The organism is Frigoribacterium sp. CFBP 13605 (genome assembly GCF_014839405.1).
In the GTDB taxonomy this organism is placed as follows: domain Bacteria; phylum Actinomycetota; class Actinomycetes; order Actinomycetales; family Microbacteriaceae; genus Frigoribacterium.
Window position 1 is genome coordinate 1 of sequence record NZ_JACYNS010000081.1, and the last position, 11,968, is coordinate 11,968.

Annotated in this window: 11 protein-coding genes and 1 pseudogene; 6 read left to right on the top strand and 6 right to left on the bottom strand. The window is 72.6% G+C overall.

Annotation, left to right across the window (positions count from 1 at the left end; translation table 11 throughout):
- The 5 genes and pseudogenes from IFT36_RS12640 to IFT36_RS12660 all read right to left on the bottom strand — a co-directional run.
- Positions 1–206, bottom strand: a pseudogene (locus tag IFT36_RS12640) (hypothetical protein); the annotation flags it as partial.
- 175 nt (positions 207–381) lie between these two features.
- Positions 382–786: a flagellar assembly protein FliW gene (locus tag IFT36_RS12645; protein ID WP_123571326.1), complete on the bottom strand. Its 405-nt coding sequence runs from the start codon at positions 784–786 to the stop codon at positions 382–384.
- Positions 783–1,667 (bottom strand): flagellar hook-associated protein FlgL, encoded by an 885-nt coding sequence (gene flgL, locus IFT36_RS12650; RefSeq protein ID WP_056043718.1) that lies wholly within the window; start codon positions 1,665–1,667, stop codon positions 783–785. The genes IFT36_RS12645 and flgL overlap by 4 nt, the downstream gene beginning before the upstream one ends.
- A gap of 3 nt (positions 1,668–1,670) precedes the next feature.
- Positions 1,671–3,095, bottom strand: coding sequence for a flagellar hook-associated protein FlgK (flgK, locus tag IFT36_RS12655; protein ID WP_307785097.1), 1,425 nt, complete (start codon positions 3,093–3,095; stop codon positions 1,671–1,673).
- 1 nt (position 3,096) lies between these two features.
- Complete coding sequence (locus IFT36_RS12660) at positions 3,097–3,600, bottom strand: flagellar protein FlgN (RefSeq protein ID WP_056043714.1); 504 nt, start codon at positions 3,598–3,600, stop codon at positions 3,097–3,099.
- A 468-nt stretch (positions 3,601–4,068) separates the two neighbouring features.
- On the opposite strand from IFT36_RS12660, the gene IFT36_RS12665 reads away from it, so the two are divergent.
- The 5 genes from IFT36_RS12665 to IFT36_RS12685 all read left to right on the top strand — a co-directional run bounded on the left by IFT36_RS12665 (position 4,069) and on the right by IFT36_RS12685 (position 8,207).
- Complete coding sequence (locus IFT36_RS12665) at positions 4,069–4,890, top strand: sigma-70 family RNA polymerase sigma factor (RefSeq protein WP_056043710.1); 822 nt, start codon at positions 4,069–4,071, stop codon at positions 4,888–4,890.
- A gap of 116 nt (positions 4,891–5,006) precedes the next feature.
- Positions 5,007–5,831 (top strand): flagellin N-terminal helical domain-containing protein, encoded by an 825-nt coding sequence (locus IFT36_RS12670; RefSeq protein WP_274598573.1) that lies wholly within the window; start codon positions 5,007–5,009, stop codon positions 5,829–5,831.
- A 186-nt stretch (positions 5,832–6,017) separates the two neighbouring features.
- Positions 6,018–7,406, top strand: a complete 1,389-nt coding sequence (gene fliD, locus IFT36_RS12675; protein WP_200413303.1) for a flagellar filament capping protein FliD — start codon at positions 6,018–6,020, stop codon at positions 7,404–7,406.
- On the top strand, positions 7,406–7,882 hold the full coding sequence (gene fliS / locus IFT36_RS12680) for a flagellar export chaperone FliS (RefSeq protein ID WP_173153547.1): 477 nt from the start codon (positions 7,406–7,408) through the stop codon (positions 7,880–7,882). Before fliD ends, fliS begins: the two co-directional genes overlap by 1 nt.
- Positions 7,872–8,207, top strand: coding sequence for a hypothetical protein (locus IFT36_RS12685; RefSeq protein WP_173153544.1), 336 nt, complete (start codon positions 7,872–7,874; stop codon positions 8,205–8,207). The genes fliS and IFT36_RS12685 overlap by 11 nt, the downstream gene beginning before the upstream one ends.
- Before the next feature lie 29 nt (positions 8,208–8,236).
- On the opposite strand, the gene IFT36_RS12690 is transcribed toward IFT36_RS12685, so the two are convergent.
- Positions 8,237–9,766, bottom strand: coding sequence for a CitMHS family transporter (locus IFT36_RS12690; RefSeq protein ID WP_056043702.1), 1,530 nt, complete (start codon positions 9,764–9,766; stop codon positions 8,237–8,239).
- A 293-nt stretch (positions 9,767–10,059) separates the two neighbouring features.
- Between IFT36_RS12690 and IFT36_RS12695 the strand changes: the two genes are divergently transcribed.
- Positions 10,060–11,968, top strand: a 1,909-nt coding sequence (locus IFT36_RS12695) for a sensor histidine kinase (protein ID WP_307785098.1), incomplete at its 3' end; no start/stop codon positions are given.

Consider the following 11,968-nt stretch of genomic DNA (forward strand, 5'->3'; position numbering starts at 1 on the left):
GTCGCGTCGGTGGGCGGCGCGACCGGGCCGGGTCCGGCGGCGGCCGTCGGGTCGGTCGGGGTCTCGGACGCCGGACGCGTGGCGGCCGGGCCGCCCGAACCCGATGCGTCGTCCCCCGTGGAGCAGCCGACGAGCAGGACGGCGGTGACCGCCGCCATCGTGCCGACGGCGAACCGGTGCCGTGTGGTGCGGGGTGTCGTGATCATGATCGCGCCTCCTGGGTCCCAGGCAAGCCGATGGGCGCGACGGCCGCATCGGTCGTCACCACACCGTGACCGCCTTCGCAGCCCGTGCCCAGCCGAGGGGCGAGCCGGTGCCCAGCCGAGGGGCGAGCCGGTGCCCGGCCGACGGGCGACCCCGTGCCCCACCGTCGGCGGGTGGCTACGCGCGGGGGCTCAGCTCGGCGCGCAGCGGCCAGTCCTGGCCTTCGAGGATCAACTGGGCGCCCGCTCCGGTGCGCACGTTGACCACGATCGGCGCGAGCAGGTTGACCGTCATGCCGGTCGACGCGGGTGTCGCGACGACGAGCAGCAGGGCGTCGGCGGCGTCCTGCAGGTCGAGGGTGGCGGACTGGTCGTCCGACACGACGGGCGAGTAGTCGGGCAGGTGCACCGACGCGTCGAGCACGAACAGTCGCACCTCGGACCCGCTCGCCCGCAGGGCGAAGAGCCCGTGGGCGCCGTCGATGCGCTCGAGCGAGAAGTCGGTGAGCGGTTCGAGACCGAACGGAGGCGCGACGAACGTCACGACGGAGCCCGCGACCTCGCGGGCGGCGTTCGCGCTCATCGGAGGAAGTCCATCAGCGTGGGCTGCAGCACCTTGGCGGTGACCGCGAGGGCCGCCTGGTACGAGGTGTTCTGCATCTGCAGGTCGAGCACGGCCTCGCCGAGATCGAGGTCCATGATGCCGGCGCGCTGCGCCTCCAGCGTGGTCTTGGTGTCCAAGAGGGTGTCCTCGGCTCTCAGGATCTGGGACTGTCGTGCCCCGATGTCGGACTGTACGCCGCGCACGGCCGTCAACCGGGCGTCGACCTCGGTGAGCCGCGTGCCGACGTTGACGCCGGCGCGCAGGTCGGTGGCGATGCGGTCGAGCATGCTGAAGACCGAGTCGGCGCCGGTGCCGAAGGCGGCGGCTCCGTCGGCGTCGACGCGCACGTCGGTCTCGACGCCGATCTGGCGGGTGACCGACGAGCCCGGGGTGCCGGTGTAGCTGAAGTCGGGGCGGAAGGCGACGCCCGCGTCCGACGTGCCGGCGAAGACGCTGCGGCCGTTGTACGAGGTGTTCGCCACGGCGAGCAGGTCGGCCTTGAGACCGTCGATCTCGGTCGCGATGGCGTCGAGGGCGGGTTGCGACAGCGCGCCGGTGTTGGCGCCCTGCACCGTGAGGTCGCGCACCTTCTTGAGCACGTCGTCGGTGGACGACAGCGCCGAGTCTGCCAGCGAGAGCCACCCGTTGCCGTCGCCGACGTTGCGGGAGAACTGCACGTTGGCCGCCTGCTCGGCCTTGACCCGCAGGGCGTCCGCCGTGCCGGCCGGATCGTCCGACGGCTTCGAGATGCGGTCGAGGCTCGCGGCCCGCTGCTGGGCCTGGTCGACCCGGTACGAGCTGGTCTGCAGGTTGCGCTGCGCGGTGAGCATGGCCATCTGGTTCGTGGTGCGGGTGATCATCGGTTACCTCCCGACCCGTCCCATGCCGTTGATCAACGTGTCGAGCATCTCGTCGATCGCGGTCATGACGCGGGCCGCGCCCTGGTAGGCGTGCTGATAGGTGAGCAGGTTGACGTTCTCCTCGTCGAGGCTGACCCCGGCGGTCGAGAGCTGGCGACCCTTGGCGGACGTCGCCGCGAGGTCGGTGAGGGTCGAGCGGTCGGCCTCGGTGCGGGCCGTGGCCCCGATCGTGCTGACGATCGAGCCCCAGGCGCGGTCGGGCGATCCGGTCGAGAGTCCGATCCGGCCGACGGCGCGGGCGATCGACCCGTCGAGGGCGCCTCCCGTGCCGTTGCCCGACGCGATGGTCGAGGCGCCGGTCGGCAGCACGGTGAGGCCGCGCGCCGCGGGCACCCCGGCGGTGAGGGCGAAGAAGTCGTGGCCCGTGGTGCCGTCGGCGGTCGTGCCGGTCGCGTGCACGGCGTTCACCTGGCTGGCGAGCTGGGTCGCGAGGGCGTCGTAGCTCGCGGCGGCCTCGGCCAGCACCCCGCCGGTGCCGCCGGGCGCGGCCGGGGCGAGCACCGACAGCGAACCGGCGATGCTGCCGCCGTCGAGCGAGATCGGGTCGCCGGCGCGGTGGGTCCACTCGAGCGAGACCCCCGAGGAGGCGGTGGCCAGCGTGTAGTCGCCGGTCACCCTCACCTGGCGGGCCGAGTCGCCCGACACGAGGGCGTTGCCGCCGACCAGGACGTCGACCGTGCCGTCCGCGTTGTCGCGCACCGTGCCTCCGGCGAGCGTCGCGATCTTCTCGGTCAGTGCCGAGCGGGCGTCCACCAGTTCGTTGGTGCTGACGCCCTGCTGGGTCGCGGTGCGGATGCGCACGTTGAGGTCGGCCACCTGGGTCGCGGCCGAGTTGAGCTGCGAGGCGAGGCCGTCGAGCTGCTGACGCTGCGAGGTCCACTGGTCGTCGACGGCCTTGTAGCCGGTCGAGAGGGTCTGGGCGATCGTGTTCGCCTGGCCGAGCAGGACGGCCGCAGGGGCCGCAGCCGAGGGGTCGTTCGACACGTCCTGCCAGGCGGACCAGAACTTCGTCAGCTGCGAGGCGATGCCGGTCGTGCTGGGCTCGTTCAGGGACGACTCCAGGGCGGCCGTGACCGACGCCCGCACGCCCTGGTAGCCGGCTGCCCCGGCGGCGCCGCGGACCTGGGCGTCGGCGAACCGGTCGCCGATGCGGGCGATGCCGTCGACCGACACGCCCTGTCCGGGCTGGACGCCGTTCGAGAACACGCCCACGCGGGCGGCCGCCTCGATCGAGGACTGCGTGACCCGTTGCCGCGTGTAGCCCTCGGTGTTGACGTTGGCGATGTTCTGGCCGACCACGTCGAGCCCGGTGCGGGCCGCGGTCAGCCCGCGGTAGGCGGTGGCCAGGCTGCCGAAGGTGCTCACCACGTCAGAGCCGCCCGTCGAAGAGGTGACCGCCGGAGGCGCTGGCCGAGCTCGCGTGACCGGTCTGGCCCGTCGCGTCGTACGTCGCGGTCGCGGGGCCCGTGGACGCGGTGGCCAGGGTCTCCTGCGTGGCGCGGGCGGCGGCCCGCAGGAAGCGTTCGTTCTCGTCGCGCAGCTGGGCGATGCGCCCGGTCAGCTCGGTCATGGCGCGGAGGTGGGCGGTGAAGATCTCGCCCCACGGGCCGGACGGTGCCGCGGAGATGATCTCGCGCAAGGGGGCCTCCTCGTCGGTGCCCCACTCGCGGGCGACGGCCGACACCTCGACGCTCCGCTCGAGCCCCGCGGAACGGAGGCGACCGAGCACCTGCTCGACCTCGCGCGTGGCGTGGTCGACCCAGCGGCTGCGGCCCGCGGTGAGCAGCAGTTGCTCCTCCTCGAGCTTGAAGGTCAGCAGCTCGAGCAGCTCGCGCTCTCGCCAGAGCAGCGCGGAGAGTTCGTTCGCGCCCATGGGGGCCTCCTCGGTCGGTCGCATCGGGGTGTCGGGTTCGTCGTCCGTCGGCGAGGAGTGCCCGGCGTCCTCTGCACCGGTGACTATCGGCGGAGGCGCGGGGCCCGTTAGTCATCGGCTCGAACCCTGCGCCTAGCCTTAAAGCACCGCTCGGAGGAAGGGGCGTTCCGACCCAGTACGGGGGTGAGGGCACGAGGTGTGTCCCCCGAAGAGATGACGGTCGTTCCCCCGCACTGGGGGCAGTCCCGGCCTGCCGCCGCCCCCCTCCGGCTCGGTAGCGTTGCAGAGCAGCGACGGGCCCCCGACGGGTCGGTCGCCACGCATCATCTGCGGTCCGGACGACGTCTCGTCCGGTGCACCGCGCCTCCTCGGCGAACCCTGTCGACGTGCCCTGATCAGAGGGCCGTTCGTCGCGCCCGGAGTCACGATCACCGGACCACGAGGTCCCCTATCGCACTGGGAGTCGCGATGAACCGCACCGAACGGAACGCCATGGTGGTGGAGAACCTGCCACTGGTCGGCTACCTCGTCTCGGAGGTCTGCGCCCGCGCCACCCACCTGTCGCGTGACGACCTCGCCTCGGTCGGGGCCGTCGCCCTCGTCCAGGCCGCGGACGCCTTCGACCCCACGCTCGGCATCCCGTTCGGCGCCTACGCCCGCACCCGCATCGTCGGCGCGTTCGCCGACGACATGCGCTCGGGGGACTGGGCCAGCCGCGGCACCCGCAAGCGCATCAAGGAGACGCTGGCCGTCCAGGAGGCGCTCACCGCGACCCTGGGACGCGCCCCGAGCGTCGACGAGATCGCCGGAGCCCTCGGCGTCGACCGCCAGACGGCGGCCGGTGCCCTGACCGACGCGGCCCGCACGGTCTCGGCCCTCGACGACACCGTCGCGGACCACCTCGCGGCCGACCTGCCGCTGCCCGAGGAGAACCTGCTCGTCTCGGAGCGCAGCCGCTACGTCGCCGCCGCGGTCGAGGCCCTGCCCGAGCGCATGCGCCTGATCGTCGAGGGCGTCTACTTCGGCGACCGCACGGTCACCGAGATCGCCGACGAGCTCGGCATCACCCACAGCGCCGTCTCGCAGCAGCGCACCGAGGCGGTCCGCCTGCTGCGCGACGCCCTCGAGTCGCACTACGCCGACGACCCCGACGCCGAGTTCACGCCGGTCTCGAAGACCGCGCCGGCCCGCCGCAGCGCCTACCTGTCGCGCGTCGCGACGAACGCCGCCGTCGGCATCGCCCGCGCCATGCGCGAGCCCGACGCCGCCGGCATCAGCACGGCGGTCTGAGATCGCCCGAAAAAACTTCTGCGGCTGACTTACAGCCGCGGTCGACCGGCCGACAGTAGCCGGTGTCAGCCCACGGATGGGCCGACGAACACCACCCAGTCACGGAGGAGAACACCATGGGTATGCAGATCAACACCAACCTCGCGGCCAACAACACCTACCGCAACCTCAACAGCACGCAGAACGACCTGTCGAAGAGCCTCGAGAAGCTCTCCAGCGGTCTTCGCATCAACCGTGCCGCTGACGACGCGGCGGGTCTCGCGATCTCCGAGGGCCTGCGCTCGCAGGTCGGCGGACTCACGGTGGCCGCACGTAACGCCCAGGACGGCATCTCGGTCGTCCAGACCGCGGAAGGCGGCCTGACGGAGGTCCACTCGATCCTCCAGCGTGTCCGCGACCTCGCTGTCCAGTCGGGCAACGACTCGAACAACGCCGACGCTCGTACGGCGATCCAGACCGAGGTCACGGCCCTCGGCGACGAACTGACCCGCATCGGCAACTCGACCAACTTCAACGGAATCGACCTGCTCAACAGTGCCGGCTCGCTGACGTTCCAGGTCGGAGCCGGCTCGACGGCTGCGAACGACCAGATCTCGGTGAACCTCACCGACATCACGGCCGTCGCGACCGCCGTCAAGGCGCTCACGTTCGACTCGTCGGCCAACGCCCTCACCTCGATCGCCGCCATCGACACGCAGATCAAGGACGTGTCGTCGGCCCGTTCCGAGCTCGGTGCCGTGCAGAACCGCTTCGAGCACTCCATCGCGTCGACCAACGTCGCGAAGGAGAACCTCACGGCGGCTCAGTCGCGCATCCGCGACGTGGACATGGCCGAGGAAATGGTCAAGTACACCCGCTCGAACGTGCTCAGCCAGGCCGGCACCGCGATGCTGGCCCAGGCGAACCAGAGCAGCCAGGGCGTGCTGTCGCTCCTCCGCTAGTCGTAGCCGAGGAGGGTCCCGAGCTCCCAGCCCGGGCCTGACCCACCACCTCACCGCGGTTCGAGACCGGGTGGCGTCGACGGTGCAGCTGATCCTGCGCCGTCGGGCCACCCGGTCTCAGCGCTCCCCCCACTTCGATCTGCCCCACGGTCCGACCCGGACACCCCACCTCGACAGGAGCACCTGATGGCCTCGCTCGGCATCGACGGCCTCGTCAGCGGGCTCGACACGACCACGCTCATCAACACGTTGATGCAGTCCGAGGCCGTGCCCCAGACGATCCTGAAGAACAAGGCCACCGTCGGCCAGACGCTCGTCACGGCCCTGCAGGGGCTCAACACGAAGATCGCCGACCTGGCGACCCTCGCGACCTCGACCGCCAAGGCGGGCTCGCTCTCCCTCTTCACCCCGACCAGCAGTTCGACGGCGGTGACGGCCACCACCGCTCCCGGTGCCGTCTCCGGCTCGGTCGACCTCGTGGTCGGGGCCACCGCGTCGTCCAAGACCGCGGTGACCGCGGCGATGACGGCGTGGCCCGACTCGCCCGCGACGCTCACCTTCGTCTCGGCCGCGGGAACGACGACCGAGGTGACCGCCGCCTCCTCGTCGCTCGACGACGTCGTGACGGCGATCAACGCCTCCGCCGCCGGCGTCTCGGCCGTCAAGGTCGCCTCGGGCAAGGACGCCTCGGGTGCCGTCCAGTACCGTCTCCAGCTGTCGAGCCAGAAGAGCGGAGCCGAGGGTGGCTTCGACGTCTTCCGCGGCACCACCGCCGACGTGGCCGCCGGCACCGCCCCCGACCTCATCGCCCAGCCCGGCGCCGCCGTGATCTCGCAGGCGCGCGACGCCTCGATCACCCTCTGGGCGGGCACGGCGGCCGAACAGGTCGTCACGAGCAGCAGCAACACCTTCACCGACGTCCTGCCCGGCGTCTCGGTCACGGTCTCGGCCACGACGACCGAGCCGGTGCACCTCGCGATCGCCCGGGACGCGACCGCCGCCACCAAGGTCGCCACCGACCTGGTCGCCGGCGTCAATGCCGCGTTGAGCCTGATCAGCACCAGGAGCGCGGCCACCACCACGACCAACGCGTCCGGCGTGACCACGGTCACCGCGGGCGTCTTCGGTGGCAACTCCACCACCCGTGGCATCACACAACGCTTGACCGACTCCGTGCTCAGCCCCGTCGACGGGCAGTCGCCGAGCGTCATCGGCATCTCGATCGACGCCAAGACCGGCCAGTTCGCCGTCGACGCCACGAAGTTCGCCGCCGCCCTCGCCGCCGACCCGGCCAAGGTGCAGGCGACGATGAGCGCCATCGCGGCCCGGGTCGCCTCGACGGCCACGGCCGTCTCGGACAAGTTCGACGGTTCGCTGACGAAGACCATCACGGGGCAGCAGTCGGTCGTGAAGGACCTCAACAACCGCGTCAGCGACTGGGACGACCGTCTCTCCGCTCGCCGCGCGAGCCTCCAGAAGACCTACTCGGCCCTCGAGACCTCGCTCAGCGCCCTGACCGCGCAGCAGAAGTACATCTCGAGCCAGCTCGCCAGCCTCTCGACGAGCAGCAGCTGATGGACGCCACCTCGTTCGCCGCCTTCGCCGCGGCCTCGGCCGGCCCCTCGGCCGTCGTGCAGAAGCAGCGCGCCCAGTACACGAGCGACGCCGTGCTGTCGGCGACGCCCGTCCAGCTCGTCACGATGCTCTACGACCGCCTCATGCTCGACCTGTCACGTGCCGAGGCCGCACAGGTCGCCGCGAACTGGGCCGCCGCCTCCGAGCAGTTGCTGCACGCCCAGGCGATCATCGCCGAGCTGTCGTCGTCGCTCAAGATCGACGTCTGGGACGGCGGCGAGGGCCTGCTCGCCTTGTACACCTACACGTCGACCGCCCTGGTCAACGCCAACGTGCACCGTGACGTCGCGCAGACCCGGGAGGTCGCCGGGCTGCTCGAGCCCCTGCGCCAGGCGTGGCACGAGGCCGCGGCCTCGCTGCAGGCCGGCGCCGCCTCGGCGGTCCCCGGCCTGGCCGGAGGCGTCGGTGTCGCCTAGGACCGAACGGACGCACGCCGCCTGGCGCGCGGCCCTCGACGAGCTGGAGGCGCTGGTCATCGAGGCGGACGCCTCCCTTCCCGCCGGTGACGGCGACCCCACCGCGCTGCCGACCCCGGCCCGTCGGTGGACGCCGCCCGTGGGATTGGGGCCGTTGCCGCAGGAGTTGGCGACCCGCGCCTCCTCGTTGGCCGAGCGCCAGCGCGACGTCCTCGGCCGCCTCGAGGCCGCCCGGGTCGCCGTGCTGCAGCACCTCGGAGCCGTCCGCACCGTCGAGGCGTCGCACGAGCCGTCGCGCCCGGTCTACCTCGACGCCACCGGCTGACCCCGCCCGGCTGACCCGCCCGGGTGGCCTCAGCCGAAGGGGATCACCCCGACGACGACGGCGACCACGAGCATGACGACCGAGACGACGGCCGCCCGCCAGAGCACCTTCTTGTGGTGGTCGCCGAGGTTGACGTTCGCCAGGCTGACCAGCAGCAGGATCGCCGGCACGAGCGGGCTCTGCAGGTGCACGGGCTGGCCGATCACCGAGGCGCGCGCCATCTCGACCGGTTCGATGCCGAACGCCGCGGCGCTCTGGGCGAGCACGGGCAGGATGCCGAAGTAGAAGGCGTCGTTGCTCATGAAGAAGGTGAGCGGCAGGCTGAGCAGTCCCGTGATGACGGCCAGGTACGGGCCCAACTCGTTCGGGATCACCTGCACGAGCCACTGCGCCATCGCGTCGACCATGCCCGTGCCGTTGAGCACGCCGATCAGCACGCCGGCGGCGAAGACCATCGAGACGACGCCGACGATGCTCGGCGCGTGGGCGACGATCTCGGCCGACTGCTGCTTGACCTTCGGGAAGTTGATCAGCAGCGCGACCGCGACGCCGACCATGAACACGTAGGCCAGGGGGAAGAGGTCGAGCACGAGCAGCACCATCACCACGACGGTCAGCGCGAAGTTGAACCAGATCAGCCCGGGGCGCAGGGTCTCGCGGGTGGGGTCGAGCATCGTGTCGGCCATCGTGCCGGTCAGGGGCGTGCCGTTCTCGCTGGCGCCGCTGCCGCCGGGGTTGTCGACCGCGCGCTCGCCGGGGGCGTCTGCGCGGCTGCCGTCGGCGCGACCGCCGCGCAGGCCCAGGGCGACCGTGGGGCTGGTGAACATCGAGACGCCGACGCCCGCCTTGCCCGGTCCGCCCCCGCGGGCGGCCGTGGCCAGCTCGCGCGACAGGGGCGACATCTTCTCGGCCGCGGCGGCCAGCACCGACCCGCCGAGCTCGACCGTGCCGAGGCGGCGGCGCTCGCGCAGGCCCATCAGCCAGGCGAACACGAACACGATGACGAGGCCCGTGATCAGCGACGGCACGAGGGGCACGAAGATGTCGGACGGCGCGACGTTGAGCGCCGCGGCGGCCCGCACGGTCGGCCCGCCCCACGGGACGATGTTGAGGGTGCCGTTGGCGAGGCCGGCGACGCAGGTCAGCACGACCGGGCTCATGCCGAGCTTGAGGTAGATCGGCAGCATGGCGGCGGTCGTCACGATGAAGGTCGTCGACCCGTCGCCGTCGAGAGAGACGGCCCCGGCCAGCAGGGCCGTGCCGAGCACGATCTTCGCGGGGTCGTTGCCGGTGACGCGGAGGATGAAGCGCACGAGCGGGTCGAACAGCCCGACGTCGATCATCAGCCCGAAGTACATGATCGCGAACATCAGCAACGCCGCGGTCGGGGCCAGGTCGCCGATCGCCTCGATCACCATGTCGCCGATGCCGAGGCCGGCCCCCGCGAACAGGCCGAAGATGGTCGGCACCATGATCAGGGCGAGCATCGGCGAGAGCCGCTTGGTCATGATCAGCACCATGAAGGTGGCGATCATCAGATAACCGAGGATGACGAGCATCAGGACTCCTTCGTCCGGTTCGTGTGTCCGGGCACGCTAGCCGCGCCTCCCGAGCCGCGTCGCGCTTGTGCGCATTGGCCGACTATCGCGCGTTGGCACCGTTCTGCGCGTTCTGCTCACGCCCGGCCTGCCCCCGACCCCGACCCCACCCCGGCTTGGCACCGCGTCTCGTGCACCGCACCGTGCCTAGACGAGGTGCGATGCACGGGACGCGGTGCGGCGCGTGCACGAGGGCTGGGCGGGGCCGCGAGGAGGCGCGGGTCGCGTCGGCCGCGCCGGGTACCCTGGCGGGCGTGACCGACGACAGCTCACCACGGGGACGCCGCACGCCGGCGAGCCGTCGGGCGGGTGCGCGAGGCGGGTCGGGGCAGGGGGCGGCGCCGCGCCTCCGGAAGCGACGTTTCGCGACCGAGGTGCTGTTGCTCCAGCTCGCCGTCGTCACCGCCATCGTGCTGTTGACCAGTGCCGTCTTCGCGACGATCGCCGTCCAGCGCTTGGCGCGCGAGGCCGAGTCGACCGCGCTCGCCGTGGCGCAGAGCGTCGCGAGCGACACCGACGTCCGGGAGCAGGTCGCCCTGCTGAGCGTCGACGGCACCGAGATCGACCAGGAGGCGCTGGCCCGGGGAGCCCTGCAGCGCACCGCGGTCGCGGCCCAGCAGCGCACCGGGGCGCTCTTCGTCGTCGTGACCGACGATCGCGGGGTGCGGCTGGCGCACCCGGACCCCTCCCGCATCGGCGAGCGGGTGAGCACCAGCCCCGACGCCGCCCTGCGAGGGGAGGAGGTCGTCGCCTGGGAGCGCGGCACGCTCGGCGACTCGGCCCGCGCGAAGGTGCCGATCTACGCTCCGGGCGTCTCGGTCGGCGCGGCGTCGGTGGCCTCCGGCTCGGCGGCGGACGTCGTCGGCGAGGTCAGCGTCGGGTACGCGCCGACCCGGGTCTACGACACCCTCGTGCAGGACGCCCTGCCCGTCGTCGGGGTGGCCGTGCTCGCCCTCGCGCTCGGCGTCGTCGCGTCGGTGCTGATCCGTCGGCGGCTCGACCGCGCCACCCTCGGGCTGCAGCCCGAGGAGCTGTCGAGCCTCGTCCAGAACCAGCAGGCCGTGCTCGGCGGGGTCGGCGAGGGGGTGCTGGCGGTGTCCGGCGACGGCGTCGTGACGGTGTGCAACGACCAGGCCGCGCGACTGCTGGCGGTCGACGCATCGACCGCCGTGGGGAGGCCGCTCGCCGGGCTCGGCCTGCCCGAGGGGCTCGTCGCGCTGCTCGGTCCGAGTGAGCCGCGCAGGCCGCGCGACGCCGTCGACGAGGCGTCGGCCGGCACCTCGGCGGGCACCCCGGCCGACACCACGCTCGTGGTCGGCCACCACGTGCTGCTCGTCGACGTGCGTCCGGTGTCGCGCGACGGGGTCGACCTGGGCCGGGTCGCGGTGGTGCGCGACCGCACGGCCGTCGAGGCCCTGACCCGCCGGCTCGACGCCGTCGGCGCGATGACCACGGCCCTCCGCGCGCAGCGACACGAGTTCGCCAACCGGCTGCACGCCCTGTCGGGGATGCTCGAGCTCGGTCGCGCCGAGCAGGCCCGCGCCTACCTCGCCGACGTCCTCGACCACGGGCCGTTGCGCTACCCGGTCGCCCACGCCGACCGGCTGACCGAGCCGTACCTGCAGGCGTTCCTCGGGGCGAAGGGCGTCGAGGCTGCCGAGCGGGGCGTCCTGCTGAAGCTCGGGCCCGAGACGCTCGTGACGGGGTCGGTCGTCGAGCCCGGCGACGTGACGACCGTCCTCGGCAACCTGGTCGACAACGCGGTCCGGGCGGCCGTCGCCGGACGGGTCACGCCCGCCTGGATCGAGGTCGAGGTGCTCGACGACGGCACCGACCTGCACCTGTCGGTGATGGACTCGGGCGACGGCGTCGCCGACGTGGACCAGCTGTTCGATCGTGGGCCGCACCGTGCCGACGACGAGCCCGACCCCGCACGCGTGCACGGTCTGGGGTTCGGGCTGCCGCTCTCCCGGGACATCGCCCGACGCCGCGGCGGCGACGTCTGGCTCGGCTCGCCGGGCGGCGACGGGCACGGCGCCGTGTTCTGCGCGAGGCTCGTGGGCGCGGTCTCGCGCGAGGCGGTGGCGACGGGCGAGGCGGTGGTGACGGGCGCGTCCGGGCCGGCCCGCGCCTCCTCGTCCCATGGCGGCGACGACCCGCGAC